At 69.9% G+C, this 16,673-nt stretch carries 18 protein-coding genes and 1 tRNA gene; 9 read left to right on the top strand and 10 right to left on the bottom strand.

What is annotated here, in order from left to right; genetic code table 11:
• Positions 1-107 precede the first annotated feature (107 nt).
• Positions 108-1,082: an AsnC family transcriptional regulator gene (locus HNR09_RS16325; protein ID WP_179540910.1), complete on the top strand. Its 975-nt coding sequence runs from the start codon at positions 108-110 to the stop codon at positions 1,080-1,082.
• On the opposite strand, the gene HNR09_RS04205 is transcribed toward HNR09_RS16325, so the two are convergent.
• On the bottom strand, positions 1,028-2,458 hold the full coding sequence (locus HNR09_RS04205; RefSeq protein ID WP_179540911.1) for an amidase: 1,431 nt from the start codon (positions 2,456-2,458) through the stop codon (positions 1,028-1,030). The two genes, HNR09_RS16325 and HNR09_RS04205, sit on opposite strands and share 55 nt — an antisense overlap.
• A 164-nt stretch (positions 2,459-2,622) precedes the next feature.
• On the opposite strand from HNR09_RS04205, the gene HNR09_RS04210 reads away from it, so the two are divergent.
• From HNR09_RS04210 to HNR09_RS04220, 3 genes are read left to right on the top strand one after another with little or no spacing between them, the layout of a single operon-like run.
• Entirely contained in the window at positions 2,623-3,354 is a 732-nt protein-coding gene (locus HNR09_RS04210) for a DUF5058 family protein (RefSeq protein WP_179540912.1), read from the top strand.
• 47 nt (positions 3,355-3,401) lie between these two features.
• On the top strand, positions 3,402-4,181 hold the full coding sequence (locus HNR09_RS04215) for a hypothetical protein (RefSeq protein WP_179540913.1): 780 nt from the start codon (positions 3,402-3,404) through the stop codon (positions 4,179-4,181).
• A 47-nt stretch (positions 4,182-4,228) separates the two neighbouring features.
• Complete coding sequence (locus HNR09_RS04220; protein WP_179540914.1) at positions 4,229-5,458, top strand: amidohydrolase; 1,230 nt, start codon at positions 4,229-4,231, stop codon at positions 5,456-5,458.
• A gap of 114 nt (positions 5,459-5,572) precedes the next feature.
• On the opposite strand, the gene rplA is transcribed toward HNR09_RS04220, so the two are convergent.
• From rplA to HNR09_RS04245, 5 genes are all read right to left on the bottom strand, one after another.
• Positions 5,573-6,280 carry a 50S ribosomal protein L1 gene (gene rplA, locus HNR09_RS04225; RefSeq protein ID WP_179540915.1) on the bottom strand — a complete coding sequence of 236 codons (708 nt, stop codon included), beginning with the start codon at positions 6,278-6,280 and terminating at the stop codon, positions 5,573-5,575.
• Between the two features lie 84 nt (positions 6,281-6,364).
• Positions 6,365-6,796 carry a 50S ribosomal protein L11 gene (gene rplK / locus HNR09_RS04230; protein ID WP_179540916.1) on the bottom strand — a complete coding sequence of 144 codons (432 nt, stop codon included), beginning with the start codon at positions 6,794-6,796 and terminating at the stop codon, positions 6,365-6,367.
• 174 nt (positions 6,797-6,970) lie between these two features.
• Positions 6,971-7,894 carry a transcription termination/antitermination protein NusG gene (nusG, locus tag HNR09_RS04235; RefSeq protein ID WP_179540917.1) on the bottom strand — a complete coding sequence of 308 codons (924 nt, stop codon included), beginning with the start codon at positions 7,892-7,894 and terminating at the stop codon, positions 6,971-6,973.
• 111 nt (positions 7,895-8,005) lie between these two features.
• A complete protein-coding gene (secE, locus tag HNR09_RS04240) occupies positions 8,006-8,311 on the bottom strand; it encodes a preprotein translocase subunit SecE (protein WP_322477930.1) in 306 nt (101 codons plus the stop codon).
• A 74-nt stretch (positions 8,312-8,385) separates the two neighbouring features.
• Positions 8,386-8,458: transfer RNA gene (locus HNR09_RS04245), tRNA-Trp, on the bottom strand.
• A gap of 269 nt (positions 8,459-8,727) precedes the next feature.
• Between HNR09_RS04245 and HNR09_RS04250 the strand changes: the two genes are divergently transcribed.
• The 3 genes from HNR09_RS04250 to HNR09_RS04260 all read left to right on the top strand — a co-directional run bounded on the left by HNR09_RS04250 (position 8,728) and on the right by HNR09_RS04260 (position 11,858).
• On the top strand, positions 8,728-9,948 hold the full coding sequence (locus HNR09_RS04250; protein ID WP_179540919.1) for a pyridoxal phosphate-dependent aminotransferase: 1,221 nt from the start codon (positions 8,728-8,730) through the stop codon (positions 9,946-9,948).
• Between the two features lie 111 nt (positions 9,949-10,059).
• Positions 10,060-11,091 carry a 6-phosphofructokinase gene (locus HNR09_RS04255; RefSeq protein WP_179540920.1) on the top strand — a complete coding sequence of 344 codons (1,032 nt, stop codon included), beginning with the start codon at positions 10,060-10,062 and terminating at the stop codon, positions 11,089-11,091.
• Between the two features lie 26 nt (positions 11,092-11,117).
• Positions 11,118-11,858 (top strand): GNAT family N-acetyltransferase, encoded by a 741-nt coding sequence (locus HNR09_RS04260; protein ID WP_179540921.1) that lies wholly within the window; start codon positions 11,118-11,120, stop codon positions 11,856-11,858.
• A gap of 9 nt (positions 11,859-11,867) precedes the next feature.
• On the opposite strand, the gene ygfZ is transcribed toward HNR09_RS04260, so the two are convergent.
• Genes ygfZ through HNR09_RS04275 form a run of 4 tightly spaced genes read right to left on the bottom strand, consistent with a single transcriptional unit; the run spans position 11,868 to position 14,714 of the window.
• Positions 11,868-13,007, bottom strand: a complete 1,140-nt coding sequence (ygfZ, locus tag HNR09_RS04265) for a CAF17-like 4Fe-4S cluster assembly/insertion protein YgfZ (RefSeq protein WP_179543003.1) — start codon at positions 13,005-13,007, stop codon at positions 11,868-11,870.
• A gap of 41 nt (positions 13,008-13,048) precedes the next feature.
• Positions 13,049-13,663, bottom strand: coding sequence for a nitrobindin family protein (locus HNR09_RS04270; RefSeq protein ID WP_179540922.1), 615 nt, complete (start codon positions 13,661-13,663; stop codon positions 13,049-13,051).
• A 12-nt stretch (positions 13,664-13,675) separates the two neighbouring features.
• Positions 13,676-13,810, bottom strand: coding sequence for a hypothetical protein (locus tag HNR09_RS16330; RefSeq protein ID WP_281366338.1), 135 nt, complete (start codon positions 13,808-13,810; stop codon positions 13,676-13,678).
• A 58-nt stretch (positions 13,811-13,868) separates the two neighbouring features.
• A complete protein-coding gene (locus HNR09_RS04275) occupies positions 13,869-14,714 on the bottom strand; it encodes a hypothetical protein (protein WP_179540923.1) in 846 nt (281 codons plus the stop codon).
• Between the two features lie 149 nt (positions 14,715-14,863).
• Here HNR09_RS04275 and HNR09_RS04280 point away from each other — a divergent pair, with 149 nt between their 5' ends.
• The gene (locus tag HNR09_RS04280) at positions 14,864-15,565 is read left to right on the top strand and encodes a response regulator transcription factor (RefSeq protein WP_179540924.1); all 702 of its coding nucleotides are present in this window, start codon (positions 14,864-14,866) and stop codon (positions 15,563-15,565) included.
• A gap of 80 nt (positions 15,566-15,645) precedes the next feature.
• Positions 15,646-16,662 carry a mycothiol synthase gene (mshD, locus tag HNR09_RS04285; RefSeq protein ID WP_179540925.1) on the top strand — a complete coding sequence of 339 codons (1,017 nt, stop codon included), beginning with the start codon at positions 15,646-15,648 and terminating at the stop codon, positions 16,660-16,662.
• Positions 16,663-16,673 lie beyond the last annotated feature (11 nt).

Raw genomic sequence — 16,673 nt, forward strand, 5'->3', positions numbered from 1 at the left:
CACGTTACCCGAGCGTCACTGCGACGTATGTCATAGATCTGGAACATCGCTGAAGTACGCTCGGACCCCATGAGCAGGTCGGTCCCGCCGGCCGGAGAGGGGCAGATGTGCTCGACGAGCTGGAACTCCGCATCACCGAGGCCCTGCAGTGCGACCCGCGTGCCAGCTGGCGGCGGATCGCGCGGGTGCTGGGTGAGCACGAGCGGCTGATCGCCCGCCGTGGAACCGCGCTGCTGGAGTCCCGCCGCGTCGTCGTCGCCGGGATCCGGCCCGAGGGGCAGAGCACAGTGGTGCGCGGGATCTGCCACCCCGGCGCCCGACTCACCACGGCCGAGGCGCTGGCGATGCGCCCCGACTCCACCTTCACCTACGTGCTCAGCGGCGCCTTCGACGTGGTCGCCGAGGTCTTCCGCAGCCCGCGCTCGCCCTCCTACTCCCTGGACGCCTCGATCACCCCTGGGCTCTCCCGGGCCGAGACGCTGCCCATCCTGCGGTACTTCCGCACCATCCGCGGCTGGCGGCTGGGCGCGCTGACCGACGCTGAGATCCGGGCGCTGACCTCCGGTCCCGCTGATGTCTTCCCCGACGGTTCCTGCCACGGGCCCGAGACCGACGTGGACCGTGTCATCCTCGACGCCCTCACCGTGGACGGCCGGATGAGCCACGAAGAGATGGCCCGCCGCGCCGGGGTCTCTGAGTCCACGGTCCGACGCCGGTTCGATCTGCTCCTGGAGGACGACCGGGTGAACATCCGTGCCCTGGTGGAGCCCGGCGCGGCGGGACTCCACACCGAGGCGCTCCTGTGGATGCGTGTGCCCCCGCACCGGATCGAGCAGGTGGCCACCGAGATCGCCGCGGATCGCCGGGCTCGCTATGTGGCCGCCGTTGCCGGGGCGTGCCAGGTGGTGGCTGACATCACCGTCACCGATCCGCCCGCGCTGTACCGCTTCCTCACCGAAAGTCCCTGGGCACGGCACGTGGGCGCCCTCGACGTCTCCATGGTGGCCGGTGCCCGCAAGAGGGGCGGTCAGCTCCTCAGGATGCCCGGGGCCACCGAGGACCAACCTGTGGCCCTCTCGTAGGCCCACCCGCACTGCAGGAGCCAGGGGTCGCGCAGATGGTCCGCGCTGAGCTGGACCCCGGTCGGCAGGCCCTCGGCGTCGAAGCCGGCAGGCAGTGCCAGTGTGGGGATCCCGACGGCGGAGAGGATGCTCGCCGAGCGCATCCAGTCCAGGTAGTCCTCCATGGGGCGACCGTCGACCTCCTCGGGCCATCGCAGGGAGACGTCGAAGGGTGCCAGCTGCGCACCGGGGCTGAGCAGGAGGTCGACCTGCTCGAAGCATGATCTCGTGGCCGCGCGCAGCCTGGCGAGCAGCCGTCGGGCGTCGAGGATCTGCTCGACGGTCAGGGCCAGTCCCTGCTCCACGTTCCAGATGACCTCGGGCTTGATCCGTTCCCGGTGGTCGCTCACCAGGGCGCCCAGCGCTCCGGCGAAGTCCAGGGCGCGGGTGACGCGAAAGACCTCGTCGGCGCCCGTGAAGTCATGACGGGACTCGACGACCTCCGCACCGAGCTCCTCGAAGGCGGCGGCGGCCCGCTGCAGAGCCTCCCGCATCGCGGGCTCCACCGGCACGTCGAGCCCGTGGTCCAGAGTCACCCCCACCCGCACGCCGGCCAGGTCTCGGGCGCGTGGCTCCCGGCCGGTCAGGAGGAACGCCTCGGGCGGCAGGAACGGCGTCCCAGGAACATCCGAGGTCCCCGCGACGACGGCCCGCATGAACAGTGCGATGTCCTCCACGGTGCGGGCCATCGGTCCGCTGCGCCCCAACCAGGCCTCGACGTTGCCCGGTGAAGCTCCCGGCATCAGCCCATGGGAGGGTCGGAATCCCACGATGTTGCACCAGCAGGCGGGGTTGCGCAGAGAGCCGCCCATGTCACTGCCCTCCCCCAGCGGCTGGATCCGGGAGGCCACGGCGGCGGCCACCCCTCCCGAGGAACCGCCGGCGCTGCGCGTGGTGTCGTAGGGGTTCCCTGTGGCCCCGAAGACGTCGTTGAACGTGTGGGACCCGGCGGCGAACTCCGGCACGTTGGTCTTCCCGGTGGAGACGACACCGGCGCGGCGCAGCCGGGCGATCAACGGGTCGTCGGCCTCCGGGACGTGGTCGGCGAAGAGCGGGGAGCCCTGTGTGGTGCGCATCCCGGCGACGTCGTGGGTGTCCTTGTGGGTCATCGGCAGGCCGTGGAGCAGCCCCGCAGGCTCTCCCCTGGAGCGCCTGGCGTCCGCGGCGCGAGCCTCCTGGAGCGCCCGTTCGGGCTCCAGGGTCACCACGGCGTTCAGACGCGGGTTCACCTCCTCGATCTGCGCCAGATGCGCCCGGGTCAGCTCGACGGAGCTGAGCTCGCCACGGACTATCAGCTCCACCAGCCGGGCGGCCCCGTGCTCCAGCAGATCCTCCATATGCCCTCCATCCGTCCAGGTGGTGCCCAGCCTGCCTGCTGAGGTGAGCGATGGACCAGGGCTGGCGGAATGCGACATCGGCACCGTCCTATTCCGTGAATCCTTGAATCGCCGCCCCGAACTTCCAAGACTCGACCACACGTTTCACCGAGGGAGGCATCTGGATGAGCACCGCGAGCTCCAACGACATCTGGGCGGTGGCCCAGTCGCCCTGGCTGTGGGTCTGCGCCCTGGTGGTCTTCGCCGTGATCGGCGTGCAGTCCTGGATCTACATCCGTGCGGCCAGGGCCGCCGGAGAGGACGTCGGCATCAGTCGCCGAGACCTGAACCGGGCCTTCCGCTCCGGGGCGGCAGCCTCGGTGGGGCCCTCTCTGGCAGTGGTGCTGGTGGCCATCGCCCTGCTGACGCTCTTCGGCACCCCTGCGGTCCTGATGCGCATCGGGCTGGTGGGTTCGGCAGCCACGGAGACGGCCTCGGCCACCATCGCCGCCAGCAGCATGGGTGCCGATCTGGGCGGGCCCGCTTGGACCCAGGAGGTGTTCGTGGTGGCGTTCTTCGCGATGTGCGTCTCCGGCGGAGCCTGGATGCTGTTCACGCTGATCTTCACGCCGATCCTCAAGCGCGGCAGCCGCCGGATCGCACGAGTGAACCCCCGGGCGATGGCGATCATCCCCGGCTCGGCCCTCCTGGCCGCATTCATGGCGCTGACCATCACCGAACTGCCCAAGTCCGCGATCCACGTGATCGCCGTCCTCGTCTCAGGTGCCAGCATGGCCGCGATGATGTGGCTCGCCCGGCGCTTCGACCTCGGCTGGCTCAAGGAGTGGGCGCTGGGCCTGGCCATCATCATCGCCCTGGCCGTCATCTACGTGGTCCACCACGGGCACCTGGGCTGATCCGCGCCGCATCAGGACAGGGAGATCAGGAGACCGAGAGGGAGACCATGAACACCGCAGACCTGGCCATGAGCCGTTTCGAACACACCACCGCCCGCTGGGGCCGCGCCACGATGGGCGCCGTTCTGATGGTGTCGCTGGCCGCACCGCTGATCCTGCTCGCCGTCGGGGACTTCGACATCACCTTCAGCCAGCTCCTGACCGCGTATCTGGCCGTGGCCGCCGTTTACCTGGTGCTGGCGATGGTCGAGCCCATCACCTACTTCCCCATCCTGGGGCAGGCCGCCATGTATCAGGCCTTCATGATCGGCAACATCGCCAACAAGCTCCTGCCGGCTGCGATCGTCGCGCAGAACCGCCTGGACGTGCGGCCCGGCAGCCGCAAGGGCGACCTGGTCGCGGTGATGGCCATCTGCGGCGCGGCGGTGGTGCACATCGTCTCGCTGCTGCTGTTCGTCGGGGTGCTGGGCACCTGGCTGCTGAGCGTGGTGCCCGAGCCGGTCATCGAGATCGCTCAGCTCTACATCCTGCCCGCGATCCTCGGCGCCGTCGTCGTCCAGGCCGTCGTCACGGTCCGCCAGGCTCGCAGCACCGGCTTCGCCCTGGTGATGTCGCTGCTGGTCATCCTTGTGCTGGTGCCCCTGGCCCCCGCCATCGGACCCTTCGGCATCGCGCTGGCTGTGCTGCTGACCGTCCTGGCCTCGTGGTTCTTCCGTGGGCCGTCCGGCCCACAGGAGGAGGACGGAGACGCCGACGGCGACCGACCCGTCGTCCCCGGCGCCGCGGCGTCTGCGGAGTCCGGTGAGCACCGGCCCCCGAGATCCTGAGCGACAGACCACATTCCCACCCGGCCCATCTGAGGAGAGACCACCCCATGACACAGACCCATGCCTTGCCCGCCTTCGCCCTCGATCCTGCGGAGCAGGAGCAGATGCATCAGCTCTACCGGACACTGCACGCCGAGCCGGAGCTCAGCATGCAGGAGCACCGCACCGCCGAGCGCATCGAGGGCATCCTCGACGAGCTCGGCGTGGAGCACTTCCGCTGCGGCGGCACCGGAGTGGTGGGCCTGCTGCGCAACGGGCCGGGGCCCGTCGTCGCCTTCCGCGCCGACACCGACGGGCTGCCCATCGCGGAGCAGACCGGGCTGGCCTACGCCTCCACTGCTCGAGGCAGGCTGGAGGACGGCACCGACGTGCCGGTGATGCACGGCTGCGGGCACGACACCCACGTGGCCTCGTTGGTCACCGCCACCCGGCTGCTGCTCAGGGAACGCCAGCGCTGGTCCGGCACAGTGGTGCTGATCTTCCAGCCCGGGGAGGAGACCGCGGCCGGGGCGCGGGCGATGGTCGCCGACGGCCTCTGGGACCGGGCGCCCCGCCCCGAGGTCGTGCTCGGCCAGCACGTCTCCCCTGACCAGGCCGGCACGGCGCGGCTCAGCCTGGGCCCGGCGATGGCCATGGCCGACTCACTGCGGGTGCGCGTCCCGGGGCGGCAGACCCATGGCTCGCAGCCGCAGAACGGACGGGACCCCATCGTGGCCGCCGCGGCGATGGTCACCAGACTGCAGACCATCGTCTCCCGCGAACTGGCGCCTCAGGACCCCGCCGTCGTCACCGTCGGCACCTTCCACGCGGGACTCAAGGAGAACATCATCCCCGCCGAGGCTGAGTTCACCGTCAACGTCCGCACCCTCACGCCGGAGGTGCGCGAAAAGGTGCTGGCCGCGGTCCGACGGATCATCCGGGCCGAGGCCGCCGGAGCGGACCTCGAGGAGCCGGAGATCCGCGAGATCTATGACTTCCCGCTCAACCACAACCACGAGGCGACGGCCCAGACGGTCCTTGAGGCGTTGCGCGGATCCCTCGGGGAGGAGCAGGTGACCGAGTCCGGACCGCAGATGGGCTCGGAGGACTTCGGCTGGCTGGGAGCATCCATCGGGGTGCCCACCGTGTTCTGGTTCTTCGGCGGCACCGCCGACGGCGATCCGGAGGGCCCGGTGAACCACTCCCCGCACTTCGGACCGGTCATGGAGCCCACGCTGAGCACCGGAGTCACAGCCGCACTCGCCAGCCTGCTGCATTGGGTGGGTCAGACCGACTGACTCCTCCCCCGGACAGAGACAGAGAGGACCCCGATGCACCTAGTGCATCGGGGTCCTCTCTGTCTCTGTCCGCGACGTCAGGACGCCGGCGGCTCAGCTCATGCCGATGTCGGCTCAGGCGTCGAGGACGACCTTCGTGACGTTGGGGTCGACCTGGATTCCCGGACCGAAGGTGGTCGAGACGGTCGCCTTCTGGATGTAGCGGCCCTTCGACGCCGACGGCTTCAGACGAAGGATCTCGTCCAGTGCGGCGGCGTAGTTCTCGGCCAGCTGCTTCACGTCGAAGTTGGTCCGGCCGATGATGAAGTGCAGGTTGGCGTGCTTGTCGACACGGAAGTCGATCTTGCCGCCCTTGATCTCGGAGACGGCCTTGGCGACGTCGGGCGTCACGGTGCCCGTCTTCGGGTTCGGCATGAGGTTGCGCGGGCCCAGGATCTTGCCGAGGCGTCCGACCTTGCCCATCATGTCCGGCGAGGCCACGGCGGCGTCGAAGTCGGTCCAGCCGTCGGCGACCTTGGCGATCAGCTCGTCGGCGCCGACGTGGTCTGCACCGGCCTCTTCAGCCTTGGCGGCGTTGTCACCCTGGGTGAAGACCACCACGCGGGCGGTCTTACCGGTGCCGTGCGGCAGGTTGACGGTGCCGCGGACCATCTGGTCGGCCTTGCGGGGGTCGACGCTCAGACGGAAGACGACCTCGACGGTCGTGTCCTTCTTCGACGGGTTGGTCGACTTGGCGAGGGCCACGGCCTCCGCCGGGAGGTACTGGCTGTCTTCACCGATCTTCTCGAGAGATGCCTTGTATGCTTTGCTGCGCTGTGCCATCTGCGGTGTTCTCCTTAGCAGGTGTGGTGTGTCGGACCGCGCTCGGCCCTTCCCACGATGTTCTGTTCAGCCGGAAGGCTGTGTTCAGCCGTCGACGGTGATGCCCATGGAGCGGGCGGTGCCGGCGACGATCTTGGAGGCCGCCGCCAGATCGTTGGCGTTGAGGTCCTCCATCTTGGTCTGGGCGATCTCCTCGACCTGAGCCTGGGAGAGCTTGCCGACCTTCTCGGTGTGCGGCACGCCGGAGCCCTTCGCCACACCAGCGGCCTTCTTGATGAGCTCGGCGGCCGGCGGGGTCTTGGTGATGAAGGTGAAGGAGCGGTCCTCGTAGACCGTGATCTCCACAGGAATCACATTGCCGCGCTGCGACTCGGTCGCCGCGTTGTAGGCCTTGCAGAACTCCATGATGTTGACACCGTGCTGACCGAGGGCAGGTCCGATCGGCGGGGCCGGGTTGGCGGCGCCTGCCTGGATCTGCAGCTTGATCAGGCCGGCGACTTTCTTCTTCGGGGCCATGTTGAAGCGTCCTTACATGTCGTGCGGTTGCCCTGCTGCCACAGGAGCGTGGACAGAGGGTTGTGGTCACCATGGCGGCGATGACCGGATCGACGCCGCGGGCCAAAGCAACTCGCGACGTCGACAGGCTGTGAAGTTGTGGGATCCCTGCCACGTCGCAGGGAGCCCGGAACCTCAGTAGATCTTGTCGACCTGGTTGAAGTTCAGCGTCACCGGGGTCTCGCGCTCGAAGATCGAGACGAGCACCACCAGCTGGCGGCTGTCCGGGTGGATCTCGGAGATCGAGGCCGGCAGCGTGGCGAACGGACCGTCGTTGACGGTGACCGACTCGCCGACCTCGAAGTCCACGGTGACCTCTTCGGCCTGGGCGGCGGCGCCGCCGGCTGCCTGCTCCCCGCCGTCGACCTTCCGCGGAGCGTCGGGCTTGCCCAGCCGGTGCTCGGCGAGCATGTCGAAGACCTCATCGGGGGTCAGCGGGTGAGGGTCGTGGGCGTTGCCCACGAATCCGGTGACACCGGGAGTGTGGCGGACCACGCCCCAGGAGGCGTCGGTGAGCTCCATGCGGACGACCACGTAACCCGGGATGCGGACTCGGTTGACGACCTTGCGCTGGGTGCTCTTGATCTCGACGACCTCTTCCATGGGGACGTCGATCTCGTAGATGAAGTCCTCCATGTCCTGGGTCTGGATGCGGGTCTCCAGGTTGGACTTCACACGCTTCTCATAGCCGGCGTAGGTGTGGACCACGTACCAGTCGCCCAGCTGACGGCGCAGCTTGCCGCGCAGCTCGTCGGCACGCTCCTCGTAGGACTTCTCCTCCTCGGGGACGTCCTCGGTCGCGGTGGCCTCGTCCTCTGCGGAGGAGGCGTCAGCATCGGCCGGCTCAGCATCGACAGCCGCAGAGTCGGCCTCATCGGCGTCTCCCGCCTCGGGCCCAGGCTCCTCCGCGGGGGCCTGCTCGGTCTGCTCGGCACCCTCTTCGGCAGGAGTCTCGGCGCCCGCCTCCTCGACGGCGAGGGCCTCGTCAGCCTCGACGGCCTGGGCCGCCGCGTCCTCGGCGTCAGCCTCGGTGTGCTGCGAAAGTTCCTGATCAGACACTGTTCTCCTGCTTTCCGTGGTGCTGGCCGGGCCCCGCCCTGGGACGGGCTCCGCGGCCGCTTCGTCTCTCACTTCATCGCTCGTCCTGCCGACGACGGCGACGTCGACGGCTCATTCGCCGGCGCCGTCACCCTCGACTGCGAGGGCCGAGGGCGCCTCCGTGGAGCCGTCCCCGAAGATCAACTCCGCCCCGTTGCTGAACATCCAGTCCAGCCCAGAGACGATCAGGATCACGATGATCACGAAGACCAGGACGACCAGCGTGTAGTTGGTCAGTTCGCGACGGGTCGGAACGACGACCTTCTTGAGCTCGTCGACGACCTGGCGCAGGAACAGCCACACCTTCCCGAAGGGACCTCGCGGATCGCCTCCGTCAGGCGTCGACCCTTGCACGTCAGTGGAAGGCGTCTGGGACACGGAGGGCTCCATCTGGTCGAGGGGACGTCGTGTGATGCTGTGTGCCTGAGATGCCGTCGCGACGACGCTCAGCGCAGGGCAGACAGGACTCGAACCTGCAACCTACGGTTTTGGAGACCGTTGCGCTACCAATTGCGCCACTGCCCTTGGGGTCACCTGAGACCTGACCGACCTATTCTCGCACCGAAGCGCTCCGCCGCAAACTGCGGATCGGATCCCTCCAGGCGGGCATGGCCATGCCAGGTGCACAAGACACCGATGGACAAGTCTACGGGCAGCCGCCGTGGACGGCAAACCGAGCCGGACTTCCCTCGACGGCCGGCGGAGCCCTCCCGGTAATGTGGTGCCCGCAGGTGCGCCTGCCACCTCCGGTCAGTGTCGACACCGTCCACGCTCGCGACAGACAAGGAATCCCCATGACTGCCCCGTCCTCCCGCATCTCCGCCCGCATCGGCGCCATCGCGGAGTCCGCGACCCTCGCCGTCGACGCCAAGGCGAAGGCCCTGAAGGCCGCCGGCGAGGACGTCATCGGCTTCGGGGCCGGCGAACCGGACTTCCCCACTCCGGACTACATCGTCTCCGCGGCCGTGGAGGCGGCCTCCGAGCCTCGCTTCCACCGCTACTCGCCCGCCGCCGGCCTGCCCGAGCTGCGCCAGGCCCTGGCCGAGAAGACCACCCGGGACTCCGGGTTCGCCGTCGAGCCGAGCCAGGTGCTGGTCACCAACGGCGGCAAGCAGGCCGTCTACAACACCTTCGCGACGCTGCTCGACCCGGGCGACGAGGTCATCCTCCCCACCCCGTACTGGACGACCTACCCGGAGGCCATCGCACTGGCCGGCGGGGTGACCCGAGAGGTCTTCGCCGGCCCTGAACAGGGCTACCGGGTCACCGTGGAGCAGCTGGAGGCCGCACTGACGGAACGCACCAAGGTGCTGCTGTTCGTCTCGCCGTCCAATCCCACCGGCGCCGTCCACTCCCCCGAGGCCACCGCCGAGATCGGGCGCTGGGCAGCCGAGAAGGGCCTGTGGGTCGTCACCGACGAGATCTACGAGCACCTGACCTACGACGGCGCCCCCTTCACCTCGATCGCCTCGCTCCCCGAGCTGGCCGAGCAGGTCGTGGTGCTCAACGGCGTCGCCAAGACCTACGCGATGACCGGCTGGCGTGTGGGATGGATGGTCGGGCCCGCCGACATCATCAAGGCCGCCGCGAACCTGCAGTCCCACGCGACCTCCAACGTCGCCAACGTCTCCCAGATGGCGGCGCTGGCCGCCGTGACCGGGCCGCTGGACGCCGTCGAGGAGATGAAGACCGCCTTCGACCGGCGCCGCCGCGCCATGGTGGACGGGCTGAACGCGATCGCCGGCTTCTCCTGCCCCACCCCTGAGGGCGCGTTCTACGCCTATGTGGACGTCCGTGGGGCGCTGGCCGGCGGGGAGCGGCCCGCCGAGATCGCCGGCCGCACCCCGGAGACCTCCGCCGAGCTGGCCGAGCTGATCCTGGAGGAGGCGAAGGTCGCCGTCGTGCCGGGGGAGGCCTTCGGCCCCAGCGGCTTCCTGCGGCTGTCCTACGCACTCGGCGACGAGGACCTCGCCCGCGGCCTGACGCGGATCCAGGAGCTGCTGGGCACCGCCTGAAGCCCGCAGCGCGAGCGTCGCGCACGTCGCACCCCTAGACTGGACGCATCCACCTGTCGAGGGCGCCAGGTCGTTCACCCATGATCCGACAGGAAAGGGACGAGCTGCACCATGCGCATCGGACTCCTCACCTCCGGCGGCGACTGCCCCGGTCTCAACGCCGTCATCCGCTCCGCCGTGCTGCACGGCATCAAGAGTTACGGCGACGAGTTCGTCGGCTTCCGCAGCGGCTGGCGCGGCCTCATCGAGGGCGACTACATGGAGCTCAGCCGCCAGGACGTGCGTGGCCTCGCGCGCGAAGGCGGCACCATCCTCGGCACCTCACGCACCCACCCCTACAACCACCCCAAGGGCGGTCCGGAGAACATCCGGAAGGCGATGCGCCGGCATGACATCGACGCCGTCATCGCCATCGGCGGGGAGGGCACGCTGGCCGGCGCCCGACGCCTGGCCGTCGACGGCATCCCGGTGGTGGGCGTGCCCAAGACGATCGACAACGACCTGAAGGCCACCGACTACACCTTCGGCTTCGACACCGCGATCTCCATCGCCACCGACGCCATGGACCGGCTGCGCACCACCGGCGAGTCCCACCACCGGTGCATGGTCGCCGAGGTCATGGGCCGTCACGTCGGCTGGATCGCCCTGCACTCCGGCATGGCGGCCGGTGCGCATGCGATCCTCATCCCGGAGCAGAAGGTCAGCCTGGATCAGATCAACGAGTGGGTCGAGCAGGTCCACTCGCGCGGTCGCTCCCCACTGGTCGTGGTCGCCGAGGGGTTCATCCCCGAGGGCGCGGAGGAGGCCGTGGCCGGCAAGGGCCAGGAGGCTGACGGGCGTCCCCGCCTGGGAGGGATCGGCGAGTGGCTGACCCACCAGATCGAGGAGAGGACCGGGATCGAGACCCGCAACACCACGCTGGGACACATCCAGCGCGGCGGGAACCCGACCGGCTACGACCGCGTGCTCGCGACCCGCTTCGGCATCAAGGCGCTGGACCTGGTCCACGAGCAGGCCTGGGGGCACATGGCCTCGCTGCGCGGCACGGAGATCGTCAAGGTGGACTTGGCAGAGGCACTGGACGGCCTCAAGGAGGTTCCGCTGCCGCGCTACGAAGAGGCCAAGATCCTCTTCGGGCGCTGAACCGCACCGCGCGTAGAGTGGCCTCCATGTCGCTGACCGAACAGACCCGGCAGATCGTCAAGCTGGCCTGGTCCCGCATGCTGCGCCTGGAGGACACCGACCTGGATCTCGGAGACCCCTCCGTGCGGGTGGAGGCGGTGGAGGACGACGCCGCGGCGGTGACGTTCGTGCGGCTCTTCGACCGCACGGTGATCTTCGGGCCCTCCGAGGTGGTGGGCGATGCCCGACGTCTCGACGACGACCTCCTGGCCCAGGAACGCACGCTGCTGGACCTGGTGCGAGCCCACCACGGCGGGGCGCGGGCGCTCGGCGCGGCTCAGCTCTTCTACTGCGAGGAGCCGCCGCAGGTCAGCCCGCCGTCCGGCGTCGCCGTCTCCTTCGAGCCCGAGCATGTCGCCGAGCTGATGGCCGCCTGTCCCGCCGACGACGTGGCCGGCTCCGGGCTGGCCGACGCCGTCTGGGCGGCCACGCTGGTGGCTGACCGGGCGTCCCCGCAGGATCCGCAGATCGCCGAGGAGCAGGTGCTCTCCGCCGCGGGCCGTGAGGTCTGGCAGCAGATGATCGCTCAGCTGGGCGTGCTCTCCCATCCCGAGCACCGCGGTCGCGGGCACGGTCGCTGCATCGCCGCGGTGGCGATGGAGGAGGCGTTCGTGGACGGGCTGATCCCGCAGTGGCGAGCCGCCCTGGAGAATCCATCCTCCCGCCGAGCGGCGATCAGGCTGGGCTTCACGCTCGCGGGCTCACAGACCACCGTCGTGCTGGAATGAACGCCCCGCTCAGCGCGGGCCGCGGAGGAAGTCCCCCTGCGGACGACCGACCGTCTTGCCGGCGTCGGGACGCACGATGACCTCCTGGGCCGCGGCGTAGAAGCTCTCCGCCTCGGCGTCACGCACCACCAGTCGCGCCTCCGGTCCCACGCGGCGTTTCAGCAGGGCCAGCGCGATCGGACCCATCTCGTGATGCCGGGCCACCGAGGTCACGGTCCCGACCGACCGCTCGCGCTCCATCGACTCACGCGTGGCGGCGTCGACGTCGGCGGGGGCGAGCACCTCTGAGCCGACCGTCGGCAGGGTGTGCTCGCTGCCGTCGAGATGCAGGAACACGAGCCGACGCGGGGGGTGGCCGAGGTTGTGCACGCGGGCGACGGTCTCCTGGCCGCGGTAGCAGCCCTTCGACAGGTGCACGGCCGTGCGGATCAGGTCGAGCTCATGCGGGATGGTCTTCTCGTCCACCTCGTGGGCGAGCCGGGGCCGCCACGCGGCGATGCGCAGCGCCTCGGCGGCGAACGTGCCGGCCGGCCGCCACCCCTGCTCCTCCAGGGAGGCGACGACCTCCATCAGTCGGGGCCGCTCCACCAGGGTCAGGCGCCAGGACCAGTCCACGGCGGGGTGGTCCTCCTCGGCCACAGCGGCGTAGCTGACCGCGCCCTCGCACAGCCGCGGCCAGGGGTCCTCCCAGCGCACCGGCAGCACTCCGGCAGACTCGGCTTCCTGAGGGAGCGCCGTGGTGGAGCCCAGGACGGCGACCTCTGCGGTGCGTTCGACGATCTCCACCTGCAGCATGAACTTCATCGAGTCCAGCCAGCCCGCCAGCCGCGGGCCATGCGCAGCCTCGGTGATCAGCCAGGCGGTCTCGCCGTCGTCGACGATCGCGGCGTCATGCTCGATGCGGCCGGAGATGTCCAGCAGCAACAGCTCGCTCGACTCGCCGGGCTGCAGGGCGGCGGTCTGCTGCGAGGAGAGGGTGCTCAGCCAGGAGAGCCGATCCGGCCCCGAGACCGTGACCACCGCCAGATGGGAGAGGTCGACGACGGCACGTCCGCCCTCCAGGGCGCGCTGCTCCCCGGTGGGGTCGCCGTAGTGGGCCGCGACGCCGGAGTCCTCCCGGCCGGCGGCCACTGCACCCTGGCGCTGCATCAACGGACTCGTGCTCACGGGCGCTCCTTCGAGGTCGGTGCTCAGCGTCCCGGGTCAGCAGCTGACGCTCGGCGATCCAGGATCGCGGAGGCGTGCGGCTCCATATCCCCGTCGGCGCCGCGGATGTCCCAGCGCCAGAAGAGCTGACTGTTCACCAGGCCGAACATGCGGGTGGCCCCGTTGTATTCCGCGGCGTGCTCGCCACGCATCACCGCATCTGTGGCGATCTGCAGCTGCGGCCCCTTGATCTGGCCGAAGTACAGCTCCGTGAGGCTCCCGGGATGAGAGATCGTCGCCGTGATCGGGTAGGAACCGTCCGCGTTGACGAGCTGCTCCACCTCGGAGGCGGTCTTATAGGCGGGCACGACGTCGGCAGGATGCAGCCCGGGGCCGACGTCGGCGTCGGCGCGCGGCCGGTCCAGCGCCCAGAATCCGGACTCCACGCTCAGCGGGCGCAGCCGGGAACCGGACTCGTCGGTGAGCCAAGACTCGGCGCGGTACTCGACGAACTCCAGGCCGGAGTCGCGGAATGTGACACGCTGGGTGAAGGTGGGGTCCGACTCTTCGCCGGAGCCCAGGCGGCCCTCGCCCTCCCAGCTGCCGAGCAGCCAGTACAGCGGAGCCAGCTCAGGCGTGAGATCTGTGGGCAGCTCCATAGGTGCCAAGGCTCAGCGCTGCCCCTTGTACAGGCGGGAGACGACGGTCCAGGAGATGCCGGCGATGACCAGCGTCGCCAGGATCAGCAGCCCGATGAAGAAGATCTCCAGGGCGAGCAGCGAGACGTTCTGCAGTGCGAATTCCATGCCGGAGAGTCTACCCCCGGCATCGGCCCGATGTGGCGTCACCGACACCAGATGACCTTCAGACGAAGAGCAGCCGTTCGGCGAAGTAGACCAGCGCCCCCATGCCCGCGATCGGCGCCGCTCCGACGGCCATCGCGGAGAGCCGACCCTCCGGGGCGCCCTGGACGATGAGGAACCGGCGCATCGCAGCGATCAGCGCGCCGGCGCCCAGCCCCAGCAGCCCGGAGAAGAGCAGCGTCAGCTCCCCCCACAGCAGCGCCGTGCCCAGCGCTCCGGCGAAGCCGCCGAGCACCACCAGCGGCAGGACGAGCGCATCGCGCAGCGGCAGGCAGGCCAGCAGCACCGAGACTCCGAGACCGATGGCGGCCAGACCGACCACCGAGAGCTCACCCCCTGTGCCGGTGACGTCGAGCAGGGCCCAGTCCTCGAAGAGCGTCAGCCCCGGCACGGCCAGGACCCCGAGGGCGTCGTCGCTGTCACCGATGCCGACCAGCTCCGCGGGATAGCGCAGCCCGGCGACCCAGCCGGCCGCCGTCGTGGAGATGACGACCCCGGCGCTGGCGCCCAGCGTGGACTCCAGCCGATGCGGACGGCCGGTGCCGCGCAGCACCTGGATGACGAAGACCGACATCACGCCGAAGGCCAGCGCCACCGAGGACCAGAAGAACAGCGACTCCACCTCGCGGACGACGGCGGCACCGAGCGCGGCCACCACGCCGGCCAGCAGGATCACCGTGGAGAGCGAGCGGCGCGCCGTCACTCCCATCAGCTGCGGCCAGCCCAGGGAGAGCACGAGGCAGATCACGCACACCACCGCGGTCAGGGCAGAGGTGCCCGCCCAGGAGCCCGCGACCAGGGCGATCGTCGAGAGCAGGGCCGAGGCGGCCACCGGGAAGTACTTCACACCAGGACATCTTGCCAGAGGCCCGCATGAGAGCTGCTGTGACGTGGCCCGCGCCCGGCTGACCGGCGAGGCAGATATACTCGACGTCGTGCGATCCCGCGCACTGCTGGCGCTCACGGTGATGATGACACGCTCGAGAAGGGACCCGGATGGCTCAGGTGCTGCTGCTCTCTGACGCCCCCGACGACGCCCTGCCATCCCTCGAGCTCCTCACCCACCGGGTGCGTGTCTTTCCGGCCGAGGCCGCCTCAATCGTGCGGGCCCCCAACGCCGACCTCACCCTGGTGGACGCCCGCCGGAACCTCGCCCACGTCCGTTCCCTGTGCCAGCTGGTGAAGTCCTCCATGCTCACCCCGATCGTGGTGATCGTGGCCGAGGCGGGGCTGCCCACGCTCAACGAGTCCTGGCAGGTCGACGACTTCGTGCTCTCCGACGCCAGCCCTGGCGAGGTCGACGCTCGGATCCGGCTGGCCGCCGTCGAGGTGGAGGAGGAGAACCCCACTGGGGAGATCCGGGCCGGCGGCATCACCATCGACGAGACCACCTACATGGCGACCATCGACGGCCGGCTGCTGAATCTGACGTACAAGGAGTTCGAGCTGCTCAAGCACCTCACCCTCCACCCCGGTCAGGTCTTCACCCGCGACCGCCTGCTCCATGACGTGTGGGGCTACGACTATTTCGGCGGCACCCGCACCGTGGACGTCCACATTCGCCGCCTCCGCGCCAAGCTCGGCCCGGACCACGAGTCGCTGATCGGCACGGTGCGCAACGTGGGATACCGCCTGGTCGTCGACGACGCCGGGCGTGCGGGCCGCGCGGCGCGCACCGGAGACGGCGACGGCGACTGAACCTCCCCCGTACCGTCGCAGGAGCCGGGTCGGCGCTGGACCCGAGCCGCGAGGGTTCCCGCCTCCGTTAGAGTGGAGACATGAGCTCCGAGGAGACCCAGATCGCCCCCGAGACGACCATCGAGCTGAGCGGCGGTGCTCCCACCCCGGATCAGGTGGACGCCCTCGTCGAGCTGGCGCACGCCGCCGAGGAGGCCGACGCCAATCCCCCGTTCTCCGAGCAGACCCTGGTGGAGCTCCACAAGGCCGCCGACTCCGGCGCCATGGACGCACCGCTGCGTGTGGCCTACGCCTGGGCGGCACCCGACGAGGGCAGCACCGACCACCAGTACCTGCTGGCCGGAGCCGGCGTCGTCGTCCTGGGTGGTGAGGGCTCCCCGGACGTCCTGGAGCTGGTGGTCCGTCCCAACTGCCGCCAGCACGGGATCGGTGGCCAGCTGGCCACCACGCTCGCCGACGACGTCCTCGCCCCCCAGCCCGGACGCATCCAGCGGGCCTGGGCCCATGGCGAGCACGACGCCGCCGCGCTGCTGGCCGTCCGTCACGGGTGGGCCCCGGTGCGCGAGCTCTGGCGCATGCGGCTCACCTCCCTGGACGAGATCCCCTCCCCGCGCCTCCCGGAGACCGTGACCATCCGCCCCTTCGAGACCGGCCGTGACGAGCAGGCCTGGCTGCGGGCCAATGTCGCGGCCTTCGCCGACCACCCCGAGCAGGGCCGGCTCACCCGTGAGGACCTCGACGCTCGGATGGCCGAGGAGTGGTTCGAACCCTCCGGATTCCTCCTCGCCGAGGAGGACGGCCAGCTGCTGGGCTTCCACTGGACCAAGGTCCACCCCGGCGAGGACGGCGGCTCCGAGCCGCTGGGCGAGGTCTACGTGGTCGGCGTCGTGCCCGATGCCCAGGGCCGCGGGCTCGGGTACTCCCTGACGCTGGCCGGCATCGAGCACCTGCGCTCGCAAGGGCTGGGAGCGATCATGCTCTACGTCGACTCGGACAACACACCCGCCGTGGAGCTCTACCGCAGGCTCGGGTTCACCCGCTGGGACGTGGACACCATGTACGCGCCGGTGACCGAGCCCGGGGCGGAGCCCGCCTGACCCTGACCGTG

This window comes from Nesterenkonia xinjiangensis (assembly GCF_013410745.1).
Classification (GTDB): domain Bacteria; phylum Actinomycetota; class Actinomycetes; order Actinomycetales; family Micrococcaceae; genus Nesterenkonia; species Nesterenkonia xinjiangensis.

What these genes read in the sequence shown, in the direction of transcription:
- HNR09_RS04205 (WP_179540911.1), bottom strand. Translation starts at nt 2,458, where the DNA reads ATGGAGGATCTGCTGGAGCACGGGGCCGCCCGGCTGGTGGAGCTGATA.
- HNR09_RS04210 (WP_179540912.1), top strand. Translation starts at nt 2,623, where the DNA reads ATGAGCACCGCGAGCTCCAACGACATCTGGGCGGTGGCCCAGTCGCCC.
- HNR09_RS04215 (WP_179540913.1), top strand. Translation starts at nt 3,402, where the DNA reads ATGAACACCGCAGACCTGGCCATGAGCCGTTTCGAACACACCACCGCC.
- HNR09_RS04220 (WP_179540914.1), top strand. Translation starts at nt 4,229, where the DNA reads ATGACACAGACCCATGCCTTGCCCGCCTTCGCCCTCGATCCTGCGGAG.
- rplA (WP_179540915.1), bottom strand. Translation starts at nt 6,280, where the DNA reads ATGGCACAGCGCAGCAAAGCATACAAGGCATCTCTCGAGAAGATCGGT.
- rplK (WP_179540916.1), bottom strand. Translation starts at nt 6,796, where the DNA reads ATGGCCCCGAAGAAGAAAGTCGCCGGCCTGATCAAGCTGCAGATCCAG.
- HNR09_RS04250 (WP_179540919.1), top strand. Translation starts at nt 8,728, where the DNA reads ATGACTGCCCCGTCCTCCCGCATCTCCGCCCGCATCGGCGCCATCGCG.
- HNR09_RS04255 (WP_179540920.1), top strand. Translation starts at nt 10,060, where the DNA reads ATGCGCATCGGACTCCTCACCTCCGGCGGCGACTGCCCCGGTCTCAAC.
- HNR09_RS04260 (WP_179540921.1), top strand. Translation starts at nt 11,118, where the DNA reads ATGTCGCTGACCGAACAGACCCGGCAGATCGTCAAGCTGGCCTGGTCC.
- ygfZ (WP_179543003.1), bottom strand. Translation starts at nt 13,007, where the DNA reads ATGCAGCGCCAGGGTGCAGTGGCCGCCGGCCGGGAGGACTCCGGCGTC.
- HNR09_RS04270 (WP_179540922.1), bottom strand. Translation starts at nt 13,663, where the DNA reads ATGGAGCTGCCCACAGATCTCACGCCTGAGCTGGCTCCGCTGTACTGG.
- HNR09_RS16330 (WP_281366338.1), bottom strand. Translation starts at nt 13,810, where the DNA reads ATGGAATTCGCACTGCAGAACGTCTCGCTGCTCGCCCTGGAGATCTTC.
- HNR09_RS04280 (WP_179540924.1), top strand. Translation starts at nt 14,864, where the DNA reads ATGGCTCAGGTGCTGCTGCTCTCTGACGCCCCCGACGACGCCCTGCCA.
- mshD (WP_179540925.1), top strand. Translation starts at nt 15,646, where the DNA reads ATGAGCTCCGAGGAGACCCAGATCGCCCCCGAGACGACCATCGAGCTG.